Consider the following 21,179-nt stretch of genomic DNA (forward strand, 5'->3'; position numbering starts at 1 on the left):
TAACAAAAAAGCAGATCGACCGATCTGCTTTTTTTTATAAAAAAAGTTGAGGAATAAATTCCCCAACTCCCCTTGAAAACTTCACTCCCAGTCAGGCATTTCTGCATCGGGGAATAAGTCTGTTCTTTCATTATCTTGAAGCATTATGCTTATTATATTTTTCTGTGAGATCCCATCGTTTGAAGTATTCGTTAAGATAACCGAAGCATCATTTGGCGAGAAGCGGGGATCAAGATCGTTTGTTCCATCAGGTTTACTGCTAAGCGCCGAAATGTCCAGCGTAGTTGCAGTGGCGATGCTGTAAAGAAAAATGTGAGAGTTCAGCCTTCTGTAGTTTTCGTCCTGATGACCGGAAATATCATAAGCATACAAAAGCGAATTACCGTCAACTGAAAAATTTAACCCGGAAACTGCACCTGATACATTATCTAAAATTGTCTGGACTAAATTTCCCAACATATCTATTATTATGATCTTAGAACTGTAACCACTGGGATCATTTGTCTTCAGTGCAATCTTACTTCCATCATAACTCCAGTCACATTCTGAAATAAAACTACCGTCGGGCGTGGTATAAAGCAACTGCAGACCCGTACCATCCTTGTTAATTTTATAAAGTTTCGAAAAACTAGGATAAATAAATTCGCTTCCATTTGTATTCCACGAAAAGTTAAGGTGCGCGTTATTAAAGCCCGCCACAGGGATGGAGGTTACCTGAAACTCTGAAGAACCATCTCTTTTAGCAGTAAAAAGCTGTGTATTACCGCCAACTGTACGCAGAAACGCGACCAATTTTGCATTTTGGTTCAAGCGCGGCCGCCAGCTATTTGTGCCCGCCAACGAGAACTGAAAATTAATATTCGCTTCATCGCTGGAAAATATGGTGTAATTACCGTTGACTTTGCGGACATAATGAAAGCGGTTTTGTGGAATTGCAGTAGTTTTAAACCGGAATACAGAACTGTTTACTTCCGGATTAATTCCGTCTGAAACTGAGACCTGCCAGTAATAGTTGACACCATATTTCAGGTTCTCCAGAAAGTAATGCTTATCGGTAAGGTCTTTAATTTCAATGACATTGGCATCATAGTCATTTTTAACTGAAAGGCGATATTTCAAAATATCGGTCGTATCCGCATCGGTGCAGTCCCACTTAAGATCGACAGATACAGGTTGCTCTGTTGCATTGTCTACAGGACTTAATAAGGTGGGTACCGATGGAGGCGAATTTAAAGAGTCGTCATCTGCCATTTCAAAAACGACACTGACTGTCTGTGACGTACTTTTTATATTTACACCCTGAATGCCCGTTACGTAGCCCGATATTTCTGCGCGCACAGAATAGTCGCCAAGGGGAATATTTTCGATAATGAAACTTCCGTCATCTTTCGTAAAGACAGTTTCCGTTGTAGGATTCGTGGTTATTTTTACATTTTTTAGGGGTTGGTTAGTTCCTTTTTTAATTACGACTCCTTTTAGTGTTCCCGATTCAACCTTATCTACCAAATCCTCGTTACATGAGACAAGCAGTAAGGTGGTAAAAAAAACGGAGAATATGATAAGTATATTTTTCATGATCTTATTTTTGATTTTTTTTAAAGCCAAAATAGTAGTTCAGTCCAAGGCCGAACCGAATGCCCATGTCATTTCTTTTGCCGTTTACAAAATTATCCCAGTTGTCAGTAAATCCGAAATCATATTGGGCAGAGGCACGTATGCCAAGGGATTTATCCGCCATATACTCCAGTCCGCCGCCAAGTTGTGCCTTGTACAGATCCGCAGTGGGGTGAATGTAAAATCCTGCTCCACCGTAAACAAAGGGAGTAAGTTTAAATTTTGGCAACAGCAGAAATTCCAGATTAACTTCCGGCCCAAAAAGCTTTTTTTTCGTGATACCTTCGTTCTCTGTAGTAATAGCGTTTACATTGAGTTCGATATTTAAATAGTCTGTCAGAAAATATTTTACTCCTAATTTCCCGCCAATATTGGTTTTTGGATTTATGTAATCGCTTTTCACTGTAAAGGCTTCGGCCTGCGCAAACGCTGAAAGCTTTCCGCGCTCCTGATCAGGAAATTTATTCCCGATGAGACGCGTATCATTTACCCGTTCTTCTGAAAGATAGTTGGAAATGATGGCATCAAAATCGCCTGGATTTTTTTGTTTGGCTGACCAAATGTTATCCTTTACACCTTCCACAATGAGGGAGTAGACTGCTTTTTCAATCGCTTCCGTAACGGCTAAATGTACTGGCTCGTTTTGCGTAATGCCAACATCTGACTCCAGAAGCCTCTCCGTATCGATAAAACGGAAGAAATTACCATTAATACTGGTGCTGAGGATTGTTTTCGAAGTGTAAACCGTTTTCAAAATCTCACCTGTGGAGGTAGATACCGCCCGGAGATATACGGTAATGCGGTCCTGCCGGTATTGCGCGCCGGCGCCAAGACCAAAATAACGCGCACCGATCCCGCCTGTCATCACATTGGTGTCGTAGGAAACTACGCCCCCTTCCAGCAGCATACCTGCAAAAAGAAGTGGTGGCATGGAAGTGTCTGCCGCATCATTGCCTGTATACTCTTTTCGGGTGCTTCGAATAATCTGTCTCTCGTTCAGCAGATTTCCGATATTTTCCCGCTCAATTGCGGTAAACCATTTGCTGTCTTCCAGTGCTTTCAGCAGAATGGTGGTCGTGCCCTGCGGTATAGCTGTGCTCCAGCTTGCGCCGTTTTCGGCTGCTTTATATTGCCCGGTCTGGTCCCGAAATTTATAAACTCCAACAATGATTTTTTCTTTCGGTGCAGGTAATTTTTTTATTTCGGATGTATAGTTCGTATTTTCTCCCAAAGTTGATTTTTCGTTTCCGGTGGGAAGATTAAACAGGGTGCAATTTTGTAGCATTAAAAATATTAGGGTGGCAGAAATTGATTTAAATAAGGTGGATGTGTTCATTTTTTAAAATTTTTAACCACCTCCCGGAATCACGATTTCACTTTGCTCACCAGTACTCGTATTTAGAATTGAAATCAGGAGACCCTGTCCTGTTTGCGAAACCGTCAGGTACATAGATCCGAAGACATAGGTGCCTGGTTTCAGATCGCCCTCACCAAACTGGTCGCCAAATAATTTGCGCGATAATTCACTTAATACCTGGCGGTTCAAGCTGTCTGTAAAACTGCTAAGCGAGTTAAGATCCTTCATATTGAAACTGGTTTTATCCACGTTGTCGAATTGGTTCTGACTGCTGGCTGAACTTAACAGCCATTGATAATTGAAGGTATCGCCGCCAAAGGCCGGATTAATAGGTTTATATACGAATTGCTGAGCTTTCAGAAATGATACTCCCAAAAGGCTTAAAAAGAAAAATAAATTTTTCATTAGTCGGTAAATTAATATTTGAATTCTTTATCCCGAAGTGCATTTCGTTGCTCGTATTGCGCGAGATACGCCAGAGCACGTTCTGCTTCCTGTTCGGCAGCATCTTCGTCCGGCTTTGACATGAACGCATAAATGATCTGATCATCTATACTGACCGTGATCCGGCTGGACCTGCCAATTGTGGGCATTTCAGCAACTGTGATTGTTCCGGTGTACTTCTTCGGGATTTGATTGTATTTCTTAAAGAAAGATTCGTAAAACATTTGGCCAATGCGGGTTTTCGTATCGTCTACCGTAAGACCCGACAGTTCAATTTGCTTTTCGGGAATGTAATTTATTTCGGCAGAAAACTGCGCCGCGTTGATCTCTAAACTGTCTTTAGAAACAAGATGATCCGTTTTTTCGTCCTTTAAAAATAAAAAGACTTTTAGACCGTCATTTTTCTGCAGATTGATCCGAACTTCAGACAGAGCCTGCGTGTCATTCGGCCTCAGCGAGAATTTGCCGCTTTGTTTATTCGTGGAAGTGCCACTTTTTCCTTTTTTTAAAGAAATCAGAATGTAATTTAGATCTCGGTACAGATCAGAACTGTTGATGGCAACAGCTTTTAACTGAAGGAGATCTCCATGGTTTTCGGTGATAATTTTTCCCTGCACGTCTTCACTATTTTGCGCAAAGCTTTTTTGGGAGAGAAAAAAAACGACCAGAATTGCGATGAGAGTTTTCATTTTCAAGGGGGAATTTAATAATTTCTCATAAAGATGGTCATGTCATTGGCATTGATGTTTATTTTTATGCCATTGGAAATACTGTTGCTTCCGGTGATATCAATATAGTTTCCGGAGCCCTTAATATTTACTTCTGCATTTGTTGTATGATTGTTAGGGTTAATGAAATAAGTTGTATTGTAATTTCCTATCTGTGCAAGACTGAGAATCTTGGCGCTTCTGTCCGCGGTTTCAATAATGTTTCCGTTTCCCATCTGAACAAGGATGTCTGAACTCTTTGCCTCCAATTGCATCTTATTCTGCTCAAAATAATCCAAAACATTATTGCTGTTAACATTTGCAGCCGTTATTGCCTGTGCACTCACAAAATGAAAAATTACAGTACTTACTGTGGTAAATATGAATTTTTTCATGACATTTAAATAAAAAACAGGGAGGAGCTCTCCTCCCTGCTTGAATTAGCTGTGTACAATCAAACTTAGTTAGATTGATTAGTAACGATCATGTTACCATTACCGGTTTGCGCTCCCTGATGGCTGTGAAACTGACCACTCTGTGATACATAAGAACTGTTACCGTCACCCATCTGATAGTCAGTCGCATAGTTGTCAAAACCATTTTGGCTCTGGCTGATCATGTTACCATCACCCTGTTGCCATCCTATAGTCTCGTTCCAAGTACCGTTTTGCAACGAATATGCCTGGTTACTGTTACCGGATTGACCATGTGTTGCATCATTAAGGCTACCATCCTGTGTTTGATATGCTATGTTATTATCGCCAAGTTGGCTTGCTGAAGCATCATTAGAAGTTCCAATCTGGCTTTGGCCTATGGTGTTTGCATTACCTTGTTGCCACCCAGCTGTTTCGTTGAACGAACCTTTCTGGTAAGAGTTTGCAAGGTTATTATCTCCAGCCTGACCATGTGTAGCTTCATTTAGTTGACCGTCTTGAGTTTGATATGCCTGGTTGTTATCACCTGCCTGATTGGCTGTTGCAGTATTGAAATTACCTTTTTGATTCTGCCCAATAGTGTTCCCATCACCTAGCTGATAGCCGGTTGTATCATTGTAGTTTCCAACTTGGCTGGATGATGCAAGGTTATTGTTACCCATTTGCCCATGAGTGGCCTCATTATTGTTTTTTTCCTGATATTGATAAGCCTGGTTGTCATTGCCCTGCTGACTTGCCAACGCCTCGTTGCGGTTTCCTAATTGTGATTGAGAAGCTGTGTTTCGATCGCCTAACTGCCATGCATTAGCTATGTTTCTGTTGCCAACCTGTCCCTGAGCAGAGTTGTTCAAGTTTCCGTTTTGTCCAGAATTTGCTTCATTGCGGTCACCCTGCTGGTACTGATTTGCATTGTTAAGATTACCTAACTGGGCAACATTTACTTTGTTAAGGTCACCGGCCTGACTTTGAACAGCTTGGTTTGCGCCACCATTCTGATCTGTTTTTGCCTGGTTTTGATCTCCAATTTGTGTGGTGATATTACTGTTGCCCCAACCTACCTGATCTACATCAATCCCATTCTGATTTCCACCGGAATATGCGGTATTCATGTTTAAACCACCCATCTGGTCTATGGTTGCCATGTTGCTGTTACCGGTTTGCTGCAGAGTGTTGCTGCTGCCAAGACCTGTCTGGTTAACGTAGGCTTGATTGGAATTTCCATTCTGACCTGTTACATCCTGATTACCCTGTGCGTAGGTAAATCCTACTGCTAAAAGTGCAATAGCACTCGCTTGTAATTTTTTCATAATTAATATTTTATTAGATTAATACTGACAAATGTAGCGCAGTAACATTCGAGATTTATCCCTCTTATCAATCATCTTTTAAATATCCCTAAATACCATTAGATAGTGAGTAAAACACCCTCTACATTTTTCTCATTAAAAAAGACCATTTAAATTTTTGAAAAAACCTAGCACGCAAATTGCAATGTTGTCGGAACTCGCCCAAGTATAGTTCTGACGCGAAACTTTAACAATCTTAATTTATTATGAAAAGACTCACTTTAATTTTTTTCGCCGTGGTTTCACTTTTTATGGTTTCATGTACTGCAAACCAAATGGATAAAAACCAAAAGCTCTACCATGACACCTGGGAACTTGAATACATCACAGGACCCAGAATTACATTCGAGGGATTGTTTCCGGATGAAAAACCCGCAATCAGTTTCAATAAAAATACGGGTACAGTAACCGGAACCACAGGCTGTAACGGCTATTCAACTACATACACACTCAACGGAACCTCAATTTCCTTCGCTCAGCCAGGGATTACAACAATGAGATACTGCGGCGACGGTGAAGTTGTTTTTTTAAAAACAATGCAGCAGATCACAAATTTCCGTTTGGAAACCGACGGGAAACTCACTCTCCTAATAAATGATATTCCGGCGATGCGCTTTCATAAAAAAGAAAACAAATAGCATTATACTTATAATTCCTCCATTAATAAAAGCAGATCATTTTCTGCTTTTATTTTTGTGCCTGCAATAAAATGGAATCTATTTCGCAGGGATTTTATTAAAAAAGGAACTACAGAATTTTTTAAGTGCTAAAATTTCGCGTGCGACAAAGGTTTACGCAATAATATATTAACTTTGTAAGAAACTGAAAGTAAATGGAAAGTAAGAAAGAATTTTTTCTGGAGTGCTACAAACTCGGCATTATCAAATTCGGTAGGTTTACCCTTAAAAGTGGCATTGAAAGTCCTTTTTACGTCGATTTACGGCCACTCTCTTCGGATCCTAAAATTTTAAAACATCTGGCTAATTATCTTCTCGATATGCTTCCGCTGGATAATTTTGATCTGATCTGCGGAGTTCCATACGCGGCAATGCCAATGGCTACCGCAATGTCACTTGAAAGTTACATTCCGCTGATCATCAAAAGGAAAGAAGCCAAAACTTACGGTACCAAAAAAGTCATTGAAGGCATATACAAAAAAGGCCAAAACTGCCTGCTTGTAGAAGATGTAATCACCTCCGGCGCTTCACTTTTGGAAACGATTCCGGAAATAGAAAACGAAGGAATTACGGTTTCAGATGTGGTCGTAGTTCTCGACCGCCAGCAGGGAGGAAAAGAAATTTTGGAGAAGAAAGGCTTCCGCGTGCATACACTTTTCACTATTTCCGAAGTATGTAAAATGCTTCGTGAAGAAGAGCATCTGACAGACGATGAAGTCGGGAGAATAAATGATTTTCTTGCCGGTAACACTGTAAAATTTAACGAAGAAAAAAGGATTTCTTACGAACAGAAACTGAAGATCTGTGACCATTCTGTCGCACAGAAAATTCTGGAAACTGCCATTGAGAAAAAATCAAATCTTATCGTTTCTGCTGATGTAACATCTACCGCAGAACTTTTAGCGCTTGCAGAAAAGGTCGGCCCTCATATTGTGGCCCTGAAAACACATATTGATATTCTGCTAGATTTTGATGCCGATGAAACCATTTTACCACTAAAAGACCTGGCAACCAAGTACAATTTCCTGCTTATGGAGGACCGAAAATTTGCAGATATCGGCAATACCCAAGAAATGCAGTTTGCGTACGGAATTTTTAAGATCTCGCAGTGGGCAGATCTGGTCACAGCCCAGGTAATTGCGGGTTATGATTCTTTGGATTGCTTTAGAAATGTAGGTGTAGTGGCGATTCTGGGAATGTCTTCTAAAGGCACTTTAACAAACGAGGATTATCGGGATGAAGCCACCAAAATCGCATTATCACATCCCAATGTTTTTGGTGGGGTCTGCCAGAATAAAATCCCAAACGAACTCCTGCTATTTACACCTGGAATCAATTTAGCTGATTCTGCCGATGGCAAAGGTCAACAGTACAATACGCCGGAACACGCATTTTCGCAACTGGAAACAGATTTTATTATAGTAGGCCGCGGCATATATAAAGCCGACGATGCAGAACAGGCAGCATTAAGTTATAAAATTGCTGGCTGGCAGGCTTATGAACAAAGTCTGTGAGGCATTTATTAACATTAAAAATATGCTCAACCTCTTGAATCCGCCCACTGTTGGACATTGAATTTCGCTGCATCACACTTCGTGACTTCTTATATTACCTCAAGAGCAATTCCATTTAAGATTCGTAAACTTATGATATTAAAATGATTACGATATGAAAGTTGATATATGGAGCGACATACGCTGCCCCTTCTGTTACGTTGGAAAGAAAAATTTCGAAAAAGCGCTCGAACAGTTTCCCGAGAGAGATAAAATTGATGTGACCTGGCACAGTTTTCAGCTTGATCCCAATCTCGTCACCCAACCCGAAAAAAATTCTTTAGAATATTTCGCTGAAGCAAAAAGAGTTTCACCGGAACAGGCCAAAGAAATGCACGCACACGTTTCGCACGCGGGCACGGAAGCAGGAATTGAATTTAATTTCGAACACCAGAAGATCGCCAATTCCTATCGCGCACATCTTTTACTCCAGTTGGCCGCTACCAGAGGTTTGGCAAATGAGGCTGAAGAAGCTTTATTTAAAGCCCAGCTGATTGAGGGTAAAAACATTGATGATGAAGCGACATTAATCGAAATCGGCCGGTCACTTTCCTTAAACGAAGGCGAGATCAAAGCTGCGTTTGAAAGTGATGAATTTAAATTTGCCGTGTCGCAGGATATGATGTTGGCAAGGCAGATGGGCATCAGCGGTGTTCCGTTTTTTGTCGTTAATGACAAATATGGCGTTTCCGGTGCGCAACCTTCTACAGTGTTTTCAGAAGTGCTGGAAAAATCCTGGCAGGAATTTTCTGCAGGAGACAAAGGCCTAAAAATTATTCACAGCGGTGACAGTTGCGATGTGGATGGTAATTGTGATTAACTTAAAGTAACTCAATTAAAAGTACATTACACTTCCGGATTTTTTCGGAAGTTTTTTTCTTATTAATGAAAATTATTCGGACTGGAAATTGCACTGATAAGCATTAAATAAAAATATTATGAGCCGCGGATTTGTAAAAGAAGATGATCAGGAAGAAGTACCGCTCGTGCCGCCACGTGCCGATCTGCCTGCTGGTTCCGAAAATCTTGTAACCCAGAATGGCATGGATTCTTTGCTCAACGAGCGCGAAGACCTTCTTCGCGACCAGGAAAACCTGGATTCGTCCCAGGAAAAAGAATACAGAATCGCCTTTAATCATCTTAACGCAAAACTCCAGCTGCTCAATGAGCGTATTGCTTCTGCAAAAATTGTCGACAGCCAAAAACTCCCACAGGACGAGATTCATTTTGGCGCCAAGGTGACTTTTATAAATACAGAAAATAAAATGCAGCAAACTTTTCAGCTTGTAGGTGTAGATGAAGCCAATATCTCGAAGGGTAAAATTTCATTTGTGACGCCTCTGGCCAAAGCACTTCTTCATAAGAAAAAAGGTGAAAAAGCTGTGCTCGACTTAGGTTCCAGAAAAACCGTGTTCGAGATTGTGGATATTAAATACTAAAAAAAGTCACGGATTTTCACTCCTGAAAATCAAACAATTCTTTTCCGCGTAAAAATTTGAAGCACAAGAATACCACCGGATAACAGAATCCCCAACACTGAAACACCGGTCCAGCCAAAAGAGTTCCAGGCAAGTGAACCCAAAGTGGTACCGACTGCGCCTCCAATAAAAAAGCCGACCATATAAATTGTGTTTACACGGTTTCTGGCTTCGGTGTTTCTGGAAAATACGATATTCTGATTGGTGATGTGCACACCCTGAACGCCGAGATCGATCAGAATCACACCAATCACCAGGCCGACAAGCGAATGGGCTGAAAACAGAAATATGAACCAGGAAAGTAAGATTAATAAGGTTCCTGCAAGAATAAGTGTGCTCTTCTGTACGCGGTTATTTAGTTTACCTACTACAGTGGCACCAAGCGCGCCTGCAATACCAAACAGACCAAAGCCACCGGCCACAGCACTTCCGTATCCGAAAGAATCATCCATCAGGAAAACAAGTGTAGTCCAAAATGCGCTTAAACTCCCGAAAGCAAGCGCTCCGCGCAAAGTTGCCAGCCGCAGAGTAGGTTCCGATTTAAAATAATGCCACAGAGATTTCATCAGCTTGAAATAACTCTCGCCAAATTTCGGGCGGATCACCGGCAGTTTTGCATTCAATAAAAAGAAAAGTAAAGTCATAATTCCGGCCGCTCCATAAAAAACACTTCGCCAGCCAAAGTATTCCCCCACAAGACCACTCAATACACGACTGCCCAAAATGCCGATCAGCAAACCACTCATTACAATTCCTATCGCGCGGCCACGGCCCTGGTCATTGCTGAGATGCGCAACCATGGGTACAAACAACTGTGGAAGAGTGGACGTAAAGCCAATCAGAAAACTGGCGATGACAAGAAACACCAGTGACTGCGAAAGTGCCGCGCCAAGCAGTGACAAAACCAATACTAAAAAATCCATGCGGATGATCTTCAGATTATTGATCTTATCACCAAGCGGAATGATCAGCAGCAAGCCCAGCGCGTAGCCGATCTGGGTTGAGAGTGCGACGTTGCTCACCTGCGCATCGCTTACATGAAGGCTCACGGCAATATCATGAAGCAGCGGCTGGTTATAATATAAGTTGGCCACAACAAGTCCGGCCGAAATACTGAGTAAATATAAAATGGAATTGGAAAGTGTGTTTTTCATAGAAGTGCTGATACTGCAAAAATAAGCTTTCAATGCTAAAAACAGGGACCTTTCAAAACGCTTCTTATCTTAGGTCAAGGCCGGCCTCTTATAATCGCCTTATCTTTGTAAGATAATTTTAACAAAATAAATTGAAAAGTATGTTTAAGAAAATGATCTCCCTTGTTGCGGTAACTCTGTTCACAGTGTCAGCATTTGCACAAAAAGTCCTGGTAAGTGACGCAGCCCATTCCAGAATTCAGTTTACTGTAATTCACTTGGGAATTAACGATATTACCGGCAATTTTGACGACAACAGTATGGCAGTGATGCTGGATGAAAAAAGTTTCATCAATTCTAAAATTACTTTCAGTTCAGACATAAATTCGATCTCAACACATGTAGAAGCACGCGATAATCACCTGAAAAGCGCTGACTTTTTCGATGCAGCGACTTACCCGACAATGGACTTCGTTTCTACCTCGATAGCGAAAGGTAAGCACAAAAACTATTACACCATGAAAGGTAATCTTACGATGCACGGTGTTACGAAACCGGTTTCTCTGGTATTGGTGTACCGCGGCTCTACCGTAAACCAAATGAATAAAAAGGTGACATACGCTTACCAGGTTTTGGGAACTTTGAAAAGGTCAGATTTCGGGATCGGAGCCAAGTTTCCGGAAGCAATAGTAAGCGATATGGTAAGAATTAAGGGCGATTTCGAGCTTACCGAAAAATAAATTTCAGGTTTTAATATTTTTAAGGGAGAATTCTTATTTTAAGGATTCTCCTTTTCTTTGTCGGCGATGGCATGGAAACGTTTTACCGAAGTTGGTTTAAAGATGTATTTCGCAGTATAAGTCTGGGGAGAATTTATATCGATTTCGTACCATGGTGTAAGTTTTATGTTGGAAGGATTCCTTAAAATATGAATATCCTGCGCAGGCATAAAACTTTCAGCCAACAGATAAAGCCTTTTACCCGCCGCATTTTTGGCCACTCCTACTACAATTACAGAATGCCCGGGACTTCCAGGCTTTATAAGGAAATCCCCCGTTTTAATTTCCTTATTGTTCAACACAGAAACAGATTCGCGGTCAAGCGAAATCGTTCCTGCATACCTGAAAATAACAACCAGATATCGGCGAAAATTACTGTAGGAATCATCAACAATTCCGGTTTTGTAAAAGCGCACGCGGTTTTTGTATTCTTTTGTACGTACGCCGTTTTTGTAATCGTTCCAGGTGAAAAGCTGACCACTGGTAAATTCAAAAGCAATCTCATCATACCTTTTTTGAGACCATAGATATTCAGCATAAAGTCTCATCCAGGCATCGGCGCATTGCTGCAGATCACGGTCACCGACATCGATCTTTAAAATAGCTACGTGAAAACTCTGCTTTTCAATAGGCACGGCGCGATAATCGCGGATGGGAAAATTCGGCGGGTGCAGCGGGAAATTCACAAGATATTCACTGAAACTGCCAGGAACTTCGTTCACCCACGCATAACCTTTTGGTGGTGTAAATCTTTTGCGGATCGTTGATTTACTCTGGTCATAAAGTAAGGGAGCAGTTGTTTCGGCAACCTGCGCACCCACAGCGTGGCCACAGAACAGTATAAGTAAAAACAGCAGCGGATGAAATTGCTTCAACATGAAATATTTAACCAAAATTAACAATTATTTTACAAGTGCCAGAAATCAGGGAACTTTAGAAAAAACATCATTATATTTGAGTTTGATTTGAAGATGAAAAGATATTTTTGGTGTTTATTATTTGTTCTGAACTACGTCGCTATTTATGCGCAGCGTGACAGCATTTACATAGACGCTAAAATATCAAATGACCTGCGTGAAATCTCGGTAAAGCAGGAGATTATCTACCAAAATACGACAGGTGCCGACCTCCGGAATATTAAATTACTCAACTGGATTGCCGCGTACAAAACCCGCAATACGGCATTGCTAGACCGGAAACTCCAAGACCGTAAATCTGATTTATATTTTGCGGCACCAGAGGAACTCGGTGCGTTAAAAAACTTACAGATAACAATAAATGGCCACGTATTCACTGACTTTGACCTGTCGGCTGAAAATATTTTCATAACGCTGAGTGACATTTTAAAGCCCGGTCAAAAAATAACTCTCGACCTGGAGTATTTGTTGCAACTCCCCTCGCAGAAATTTACGGGATATGGAACTGGCGTCGGAACTGCTGCACTAAAATATTTCTTTCTTGTTCCCGACGGTTTCGAAACGGCCGGTCAACAACCTAAGTACTATAAAGATATAGAAGAAAATCAAAGTCCCGGCAATTACTGGAAAGTAAATCTGGATGTCCCGGTAAATTATTACTCAGCAAGCAATCTGCAGGAAATACAGCCGAATTATTTCGAAGGAATACTTAATACCGATCCGGAATTTTTGATTTCTGAACATCCTCTGGAAACAATTTCAACTTATATTGACGGCGCGCCGGTAAAAGTTGTTTTCGGCTATCACTTAAGTGCAGCAGAAAAGGAAAATCTGGAATTCTATCTTCCTTTACAGCTGAGTTTTATTAAAAATAAGATCGGTACACTTCCCGCTAAAATTTTCATCAGTAAAAAATTCAGACAGAGTGAAAATTTTACCGGTGTTGATGACATTAAATTCTGGAAATTCCGGTATCAGCTTTTTACAGAAGCACAGCGCACAGACTTGAATTATTTCAGCATTCTCTCCCAGAATATCATAGCGCAGTCGGCGATTTTTGAAAAAAATATGGATCACTGGCTTACAAACGGTTTGCAGACTTACCTGGAAATTCAGTATATCGACCGTTATTACAAAGATGCTTTACTCCTCGGCGACCTGCCCGAGAATTTAAAAGTTTTTGGATTAAAGCCGCTGAAACTTTTCCACGCCTCCAAACTGAAACTTTCTGAACGTTATGGTCTCGCGTACCAGTATATCATGACGCAGAATCTGGATCAAAAAATCAATACGCCGTTTGACCGGCTGAGTAATTTCAATGCCAGTGCGGTCAGCCATTTTGAAACCGGTAGCCTGTTTTCGTTTGTAGGGGAAAAAATGGGAAATGAAAAATTTGACGATTTCATTACCGGATATTTAGCGGAAAACTCCGGCAAACACATCGATAAGAAAAACTTTTTGGATGAGCTGACTGTTGCATCGGGATATTCTGCCGCTTTTCTCGAAGATTTCTTTCAGCGCAAAAACCGTGTAGATTTCAAACTAAAAAGATATGTAAAAAAAGAAGATCACTTCGATGTAAAGATCTCGAAAAACACGTCTCAGCAAATTCCCTTTAAAATAGAAACCGAAACGGAAGACGGCGAAAAAAGGGCTTTCTGGTTCGATACCAATAATTCCCAAAAACCCGTGGTTTATACCATTCCACAGTCAAATGCCGAAAAAATCATCATTAATGATGAATATATTTTCCCCGAGAAAAATTTTCGCAATAATTACCTGTATACGAAAGGACTTTTTGCGAACACTAAAAAGATCAATCTGAAACTTTTCAAGGATATTCCTAACCCGGAATACAATGAGATTTATCTGAATCCGCGAATGAACTTCAATGCGTATGACCGCGTACTTGTAGGCTTAAATTTCAGAAACACATCTTTATTTTACCGAAAATTCAATTATTCTGTTACGCCGTATTTCAGTACAGGAACAGGGAAACTGACAGGTTCCGGCGGCGTAGCTTACTCTTTTCAGCCTGCACAAAGTTTTTACCGAAGTTTGGATGTGGGCGTATCCGGCTCGTACTTTCATTATGATTATGAGCTGAAATACCAGAAAATTTCTGTTTTTGCGAATTTTAATTTTACTAAAAATCCCAGGAGCGATATCGGGCGGAGTTTAGGATTTTCATATAATTTTTACCATAAGGATCTGGACCCGCGTTTTCCTTCAGCAACTGATTATAAAAAATATAACCTCTGGAATGTGGGTTACGCTTATTCCGACCGCTCGATGATCCACGAGAAATATATCGGTGGCGGTTTGCAGCTCATGGAGGATTTTCAGAAAGTTTCCGGTGAGGCCTCGTACCGCTGGGAATATGCACAGGACAAGAAAATAAGTATGCGTTTCTTTGCCGGATATTTCATTACAAATAAAACCAAAAATTCACTTTTCGATTATGGCATTTCGCGGATTTCCAATTATTCCTTTTCATACGGACTGTTGGGGCAAAGTGCGACCACAGGTGTACTGGCGCAGCAGCTTATCATCGCCGACGGTGGATTTAAATCTTTTGTCGGAGGTACAGTCGATCAGTGGATTTCTTCCGTGAATGTAGATTCGCATGTCTGGCGTTGGTTTAACGTGTATGCAGATGCGGCGGTCTATAAAAACAAATCCGTGGATCCGCGATTCATCTGGGATTCCGGTGTGAAGTTAAAAGTGATTCCCGATTTTCTGGAGGTTTATTTTCCCGTTCAGAGCTCACTGGGTTTTGAACCTTCATTTAAGGATTATGGCCGCAGGATCCGGTTCACACTCAGTTTAAACTTCTCTGCGATTACCAGCTATTTTAGAAGAGGCTGGTTTTAGCATGATCTTTAAAAAAAAGCCGCCAGGTCAAAAGACGAGGCGGCTTCATTTATGAATAAAAATTCAATTAGTTCTTAACTACTTTTCTGCTCACTTTTGCAGAACCGTTATCAACTGTTACAATATATATTCCTTTTACCAGAGAAGATGTATTGATTTTTTCAGCATTGTTGATTCTGTTTGAACTGATCAGTTTACCGTCTGCAGAGAAGATATTTACAGTTGCTCTTCCTGGAAGCATAACCTGCAAATCATTTCCTACGATGGTATTCATTTTCACCTGGCTGTCAAACGCTTTCACGTCGGTCACTGCCATAGTTCCGGCTTCGTAAGCGGAGAAGTCATCGAACTCAGCAATGGTAGCATTGTTGTATGCACGCACCGCAACTTCAAGTACGGTACTTCCCGGGCCGGCAGGCATTGTAGCAGTATACATAGTCCACTGAGCCGCTGACGGCAAATATCCGTTGTTTGTTCTGAAACTATCTGTTGTCGCGTCCGGAGTGGTGTAAACAGGAGCTCCACCTGCTACGGTTTTGTATAAACTCCAAAGTCTTGTATCGGAATCATCACCAGCGGATTTGTACCAGAAAGAAATTGTATAAGATTTACCTTCGGTAATGGGAACAGTCTGGTAAAAACCTGTGGTAGCTGTAACTCCCGCATACGCAGCATAGTTAGCGCCGGTATGTGGTGCCGTTGTAGCAATCATAGGTGCTGTATAACTTGCTGTGGGACCTGCTGCCCAAGGAGCAAGACCGCTCTCAAAGCCTGGATTTACAAGCAGTTCCTGGCCAAAAGCAGTTGAACTTAACGCAATTACGCCTAAAACAGTAAATAATTTTTTCATTTTTTTTTAAATTAAGTTGTTAATATTTTATTTGATAAAGCAAATTTACGAATTTGTTTTTCGATTCTGTATTTTATAATACTAATGTTTGTCATGCAAAAAGGTTACCATTGCTGATAACCTTTGGAAAAATATTTCTGAAAATCACTTTTTCATAATTTTTTGTGAAATTTTGTTACCGTTAACAACTGCAGTTACGATATACATACCTTTTGGTAAAGTCGCCACGTCCAAAGCTGTATTTTGGTTTACAGAAGCAGTCTTAACTACCTGACCGTTGGTATTGATCACTTTTATATCTGCTTTATCTGCAAACAAAATAGAGTTACCCACAACTGTGTTTTTCACAAGATTCACTTTGGCCGCGTTTACGTTGCCCACTGCCTGAGTAGGTGCTTTAACCACGATATCATCAATAAAGAATCTGTTGTTTGCAGCAACTGCGGCAGCAAACACAAGTTTACTGGTGGATGTGCCTCCAGTGATCTGAATTGTATAGGTTGTAAATGCTCCCTTAACCATCGTTACAGTCGTCATATCCAAAGTACCACCACCGATAATATCCACATTCAATGTTAATTTCTCGCTGGCACCATCCCAGGCGCCCGCACGGAAAGTAAGCGTAGCAACACCGGAAAGTTCGGTTAATGCAGGTGTGGTAATAGATCCAAGCTTGCTGCCGGTTCCTCCTTTTAAGCATTGGTCACCTTTGTACATGTTGGAATACACCCAGTCTGCAGGTGCGGTTGCCGCGGTGTTGGCCGCAGATCCGCTCCAGGCTCCGTCGTTTCCGCCGGTACCGTTCACATCATCGAAAGTGGCGCTAAAAACGGTTGTTTGTGCGCTTACTGTTGCAGCTAAAGCTACAGCCGCGAATAAAGAATAGATTTTTTTCATAACTAAAAATTAATAAGGTTAATATTAGGCGCGAAAATACATACTTTATTGCGGATTTCCTAATCGCGCAAACATTTCCTAATATATGTCATAAAACAATTTTAAAAGCAGTTTTTCGTTACTTTACAAACTCCTTTTACGAGAAAATTTGACTCCAAAACTCCTCTTTTCCCTCCTCATTTTAGCAGTACAAATGTGCACGGCGCAGATCTTTACATGGAAAAACCCAAATATAACACAGGATTCCATTAAAAGAGATTCCATACTCGCTGCCAAAATTGATAAGGATGTGTTTTCCCGTGATACACTGGATTTTATAAGAACGCACAATAAGATCGTTGTGGATGAAGGTGTTCTTGTAAAAAATCCACGCGCTCAATTACTGGGAGATCTAAACTCAAAAGGTTCCATCATTCGCGGCATCACGTTCGGGAATAACCAGGGACAAAGCGTGCAGAGTTCTATGGATCTGCAGATTTCGGGAAAACTGTCAAAAGATGTTTCGGTTCTTGCGTCGATATCCGATCATAATCTGCCCATTCAGGCGGATGGCTATACGCAGACATTGGAAGAATTTGATAAGATCTATATGCAGCTTAACATTAAAGATAATTCGATCCTGCGGGCCGGACATCTTGATCTCGTCAATGACAGCACTTACTTTGCACGGTTTCAGCGCAGGAGCATGGGCCTGCAGTTTCAAACCCTCTTCGGTAGCCACAATAAAACTTCCTTTGATTTATCTGCAGGAGTCGCGCGGAGTGAGTTTCACCGCATCCGCTTTCAGGGAGTCGAGGGCAATCAGGGACCGTACAGGCTTACAGGAAAAAACGCCGAACAGTTCATCACCATTATCTCCGGCTCGGACCAGGTTTTTATTGACGGTATATTAATGAAACGCGGCGAGAATCAGGATTACGTCATTAATTATAATACCGGCGAAATTACATTCACAAGTTTTCGGCCCATATTTAAACAGAATTTCATTACCATTTCCTACAATTATGCGAACAGGAACTATACCCGTTTTCTGGTGACGGGTGCCGTAAAACATCAGCGGGAAAAAATGAAATTCGGCTTCAACTGGTTTTTGGAGAATGACAATAAAAATGCACCACTCGCCTTAAACCTCAGCAAAGAAGATGAGCAGATCCTTGCAAATGCAGGAAACGACACTAATCTTACGTTTGCGCCTTCGGGAATTGTTTCCGAATATGATGTGAATAAAATACTTTACGAACTGGTCCAGGATCCAGCGGGGAGCTTTTACCGGTTTTCTACGGCGCAGTCCGAAACTTTGTACCAGGTGGCATTTACCTATTTCGGGCAAAATCTGGGCGATTATATGATAAAACAAACTACCAACAACGGACGCGTCTTCGAGTATGTGGGACCAAACCAAGGCGATTACAGAGCAGTCCGCAAACTGCCGGCTCCGCAAAAATCGCAGGTCTTTTCGGCAAATTCCGAATTTCTGCTGAGTGAGGGTAAAATCGGCGCTGATATCTCCTTAAGTAATTTTGATGTAAATCTCTTTTCCTCAAAGGATTCCAATCAAAATACGGGATACGCAGGCCGTGTGTTCGGCTATAAAACATTTACCCGCGGTTCCTGGAAAGGCACGCCAAGTTTTGAATACCAACACATCGATTCACGTTTCCACATTCTGGACCGGATCAATGACGTAGAATTTTCCCGGGATTTTAATCTGGCGCAGGAATTCAATCAGATCACCCAAAACCGGCTCATCTTTAATTTTCTTAATCAATGGACCAACCGGTCTTTCCTGAATTATAAACTCAATTACCTCGACGAAAAGGAAAGTTACCGCGGTATAAAAAACGATCTCGATTTTGGCTGGATCAAAGGCAAATTCAACACCACCGGAAAAGTTTCTTATCTCGATACCAAAGCTGTTTTTCAAAATACACAGTTCGTGCGCAGTGGGATTATCTCGGAATATACCACTTCTACCGGGAGTTGGGCTGTAGGTGCGAATATGGAACACAACATGAAAAAATTCAATGAAACAGAGCAGCTGGATATTACAAGTTTTAGCTGGAAAGAAGTTTTTGTGCAGAAAAAGATCAGTGACTCCGTGCGGAACAGGCTTCTCGCGCGCGTCTATTTTCGTGATAATGATTCGGTGCGGAACAATTCCCTCGAAAACATGAATCAGATCCTGGGAATCATGGCAGAAAGCCAACTCATTAAAACAGAAAAAACCACCCTAAGTGCGCTGGTACATTACCGCAAGATGTTTTACCAGGACCAGCAGACAACAGCAAGTTACAACCAGGATTTCGTGGTGGGGAATATTCTTTATAACCAGCAGCTTTTCCGCAATGGTATGCGTTTGCAGGCATTTTACGAACTCGGCAATGGTCAGGAAGCTCAGCGGGAGTTTCAGTACGTAAAAGTTACCGACGGCCAGGGAATTTACAAGTGGACGGATTACAATGGCGATGGCATACAGCAGCTTGATGAATTCGAGATCGCTGAATATGCTGATCTGGCGCAATATATAAGGATCTACACCAATACTGTAAACTACATTCCCTCTAACAAAAACAAAGTGCAGCTCGCTCTGTTCGTGAACCCTTCGGTGATATTTAATTCTGAGAACGACTTCCTGAAGCGCTGGAATTTTAATATTTCACTGAATTCCCAAAACTCGTTTTACAAACGAAGCCGCGTTTTGGTTTTGAATCCTTTCGAAAAGAATGATGATCAGATCCTGAAGAACCAGAATCTCCTGGCTTCGGCGCAGTTCAATCCTACAGATAAGTCGGGTTGGAACGGGAATTATCGGTTTATATCTAATGAAAATCTGATCAATGCCAACTTCAGCAACGAGGAAAGGTCACAAACTTCACATTTTTTAAATATCGGTTACTGGTTCAGTAAAGACTTTCGTGCGGATTGGGAAAACGCGCTGCATCATATTGAAAACGCTTCCCAACTTTTTACGTCCCGGGATTTTATTTTAAATAATTTCGAAACCAAGCCCAAGGCAACCTATAAATTTACGGAAGCTGTACAGGCAGAACTCTCCACGGCGCTGCGACAGAAAAAACGTGCGGATGGCGAAGAGTTTCTGAAAACCTTTGACCTTACCGGCAGTCTGCAGTGGGAACGCAAAAAAACCTCAGTACGCGGGAGTTTTTCTTTTATTAATAATGATTTCACGGGGAATAACTTTTCGATCGTAGGAAACCAGATGCTCGATGGTTTGAAACCGGGCAAAAATCAGGTGTGGTCGGTATTCCTGCAACAGGCACTTAACTCATTTATACAGATCAATCTGAATTATGAGGGGCGTAATTCCGGCGAACGCACCATTCACATCGGATCTATGCAGGTTAAAGCGAGTTTTTAATTGAGCATTAGCGCAGCAGAAATTATCTTTACCTTCAATTTTACAGCACGTTACTTAGAAATTCTGCTAATTATCCAGGATAACTTTGCACAAAAAAAAGCCCGGGCGAACCCGGACTTCATGTGATAAAGCTTTTAGAAAAATTATTTCTTAATCACTTTTACAGACTGCACGTCATTACCTGTTTTCAGTTTAATGATATACATACCTGGAGTAAGATTTCTCATATCCATTGTACCGAAAGCAGCATTCCATGTTTTGGTCACTACTTTTTGTCCTGCTACGTTGTAAACTTCTACTGAATCGATTTTCGAGGAGAAATTAATATTCACGAAATCTACAACAGGGTTCGGATAAATTTTAACACCTTTCGCAGTGTTATCATTTACAGCCATTGGACCGGTAAACTCATCAGCACCTATATCCGGTGTTGTTGCGTTTCTTGTCTCACCGTCAATGTCTACAGTAACTTCAGCAAGCGGTGTTGCTTTTCCGTCTAAACCTGCGTTGGCAGTTGTAAGGTGGAGATCGGTCTCGGATACAAATGTTGGTTTCACGTTAACTGAATGTGTGTTACCGCCAAAGTTGGTCTGAATATCAGCCAGTGTAGCTCGTGCAGATCCTATAAAACCAAGGTTTGCTCCGGTTGTATAATAATCGTTGTAATCGATATTGGAATATACCGTTTTGGCAGATCCTGAATAAATCGCATACTTCTCACCTGTAGTGGTCTGGTTGTT

17 protein-coding genes and 1 pseudogene are annotated in these 21,179 nt (G+C 41.3%); 7 read left to right on the plus strand and 11 right to left on the minus strand.

Translation table 11 applies throughout. The features are described 5' to 3' along the window. Positions 1-81: 81 nt before the first annotated feature. The 6 genes from H562_RS0105085 to H562_RS15350 form a co-directional block, all read right to left on the minus strand. Positions 82-1,575 (minus strand): carboxypeptidase-like regulatory domain-containing protein, encoded by a 1,494-nt coding sequence (locus tag H562_RS0105085; protein WP_027376515.1) that lies wholly within the window; start codon positions 1,573-1,575, stop codon positions 82-84. A 4-nt stretch (positions 1,576-1,579) separates the two neighbouring features. After that, positions 1,580-2,899: a CsgG/HfaB family protein gene (locus tag H562_RS0105090; RefSeq protein WP_233701975.1), complete on the minus strand. Its 1,320-nt coding sequence runs from the start codon at positions 2,897-2,899 to the stop codon at positions 1,580-1,582. 63 nt (positions 2,900-2,962) lie between these two features. Further along, positions 2,963-3,376: a curli production assembly/transport component CsgF gene (locus H562_RS0105095; protein ID WP_027376517.1), complete on the minus strand. Its 414-nt coding sequence runs from the start codon at positions 3,374-3,376 to the stop codon at positions 2,963-2,965. A gap of 11 nt (positions 3,377-3,387) precedes the next feature. Continuing rightward, on the minus strand, positions 3,388-4,104 hold the full coding sequence (gene csgH, locus H562_RS14690; RefSeq protein ID WP_051190400.1) for a curli-like amyloid fiber formation chaperone CsgH: 717 nt from the start codon (positions 4,102-4,104) through the stop codon (positions 3,388-3,390). Positions 4,105-4,118: 14 nt separating this feature from the next. Next, the gene (locus H562_RS0105105) at positions 4,119-4,517 is read right to left on the minus strand and encodes a hypothetical protein (RefSeq protein ID WP_027376518.1); all 399 of its coding nucleotides are present in this window, start codon (positions 4,515-4,517) and stop codon (positions 4,119-4,121) included. Between the two features lie 65 nt (positions 4,518-4,582). Beyond that, positions 4,583-5,863, minus strand: a complete 1,281-nt coding sequence (locus tag H562_RS15350; RefSeq protein WP_051190401.1) for a hypothetical protein — start codon at positions 5,861-5,863, stop codon at positions 4,583-4,585. A gap of 245 nt (positions 5,864-6,108) precedes the next feature. On the opposite strand from H562_RS15350, the gene H562_RS0105115 reads away from it, so the two are divergent. The 4 genes and pseudogenes from H562_RS0105115 (at position 6,109) to H562_RS0105130 (ending at position 9,571) form a co-directional block, all read left to right on the plus strand. Next, positions 6,109-6,540 (plus strand): META domain-containing protein, encoded by a 432-nt coding sequence (locus H562_RS0105115; RefSeq protein ID WP_027376519.1) that lies wholly within the window; start codon positions 6,109-6,111, stop codon positions 6,538-6,540. A 194-nt stretch (positions 6,541-6,734) separates the two neighbouring features. Then, the gene (pyrF, locus tag H562_RS0105120; protein WP_027376520.1) at positions 6,735-8,093 is read left to right on the plus strand and encodes an orotidine-5'-phosphate decarboxylase; all 1,359 of its coding nucleotides are present in this window, start codon (positions 6,735-6,737) and stop codon (positions 8,091-8,093) included. Positions 8,094-8,247: 154 nt separating this feature from the next. Beyond that, positions 8,248-8,802, plus strand: a pseudogene (locus tag H562_RS0105125) (DsbA family oxidoreductase); the annotation flags it as partial. 268 nt (positions 8,803-9,070) lie between these two features. Beyond that, positions 9,071-9,571, plus strand: coding sequence for a GreA/GreB family elongation factor (locus H562_RS0105130; RefSeq protein ID WP_027376522.1), 501 nt, complete (start codon positions 9,071-9,073; stop codon positions 9,569-9,571). A 29-nt stretch (positions 9,572-9,600) separates the two neighbouring features. Here the strand turns inward: H562_RS0105130 and H562_RS0105135 are convergent, their stop codons facing one another. Then, positions 9,601-10,764: an MFS transporter gene (locus H562_RS0105135; RefSeq protein ID WP_027376523.1), complete on the minus strand. Its 1,164-nt coding sequence runs from the start codon at positions 10,762-10,764 to the stop codon at positions 9,601-9,603. A 140-nt stretch (positions 10,765-10,904) separates the two neighbouring features. On the opposite strand from H562_RS0105135, the gene H562_RS0105140 reads away from it, so the two are divergent. Beyond that, positions 10,905-11,483, plus strand: coding sequence for a YceI family protein (locus H562_RS0105140; RefSeq protein WP_027376524.1), 579 nt, complete (start codon positions 10,905-10,907; stop codon positions 11,481-11,483). A gap of 38 nt (positions 11,484-11,521) precedes the next feature. On the opposite strand, the gene H562_RS14700 is transcribed toward H562_RS0105140, so the two are convergent. Then, positions 11,522-12,400 (minus strand): DUF4846 domain-containing protein, encoded by an 879-nt coding sequence (locus H562_RS14700; RefSeq protein WP_051190402.1) that lies wholly within the window; start codon positions 12,398-12,400, stop codon positions 11,522-11,524. A gap of 93 nt (positions 12,401-12,493) precedes the next feature. Between H562_RS14700 and H562_RS0105150 the strand changes: the two genes are divergently transcribed. Next, the gene (locus tag H562_RS0105150) at positions 12,494-15,313 is read left to right on the plus strand and encodes a gluzincin family metallopeptidase (RefSeq protein WP_027376525.1); all 2,820 of its coding nucleotides are present in this window, start codon (positions 12,494-12,496) and stop codon (positions 15,311-15,313) included. Positions 15,314-15,380: 67 nt separating this feature from the next. On the opposite strand, the gene H562_RS0105155 is transcribed toward H562_RS0105150, so the two are convergent. Then, positions 15,381-16,163: a T9SS type A sorting domain-containing protein gene (locus H562_RS0105155; RefSeq protein WP_027376526.1), complete on the minus strand. Its 783-nt coding sequence runs from the start codon at positions 16,161-16,163 to the stop codon at positions 15,381-15,383. 144 nt (positions 16,164-16,307) lie between these two features. Further along, on the minus strand, positions 16,308-17,060 hold the full coding sequence (locus tag H562_RS0105160; RefSeq protein WP_027376527.1) for a T9SS type A sorting domain-containing protein: 753 nt from the start codon (positions 17,058-17,060) through the stop codon (positions 16,308-16,310). Between the two features lie 193 nt (positions 17,061-17,253). Between H562_RS0105160 and H562_RS0105165 the strand changes: the two genes are divergently transcribed. Next, positions 17,254-20,439: a hypothetical protein gene (locus tag H562_RS0105165; RefSeq protein ID WP_027376528.1), complete on the plus strand. Its 3,186-nt coding sequence runs from the start codon at positions 17,254-17,256 to the stop codon at positions 20,437-20,439. A 143-nt stretch (positions 20,440-20,582) separates the two neighbouring features. Here H562_RS0105165 and H562_RS0105175 read toward each other — a convergent pair. Further along, positions 20,583-21,179, minus strand: a 597-nt coding sequence (locus H562_RS0105175) for a T9SS type A sorting domain-containing protein (protein WP_027376529.1), incomplete at its 5' end; no start/stop codon positions are given.

The sequence above is a fragment of the Kaistella palustris DSM 21579 genome (genome assembly GCF_000422265.1).
GTDB lineage: Bacteria > Bacteroidota > Bacteroidia > Flavobacteriales > Weeksellaceae > Kaistella > Kaistella palustris.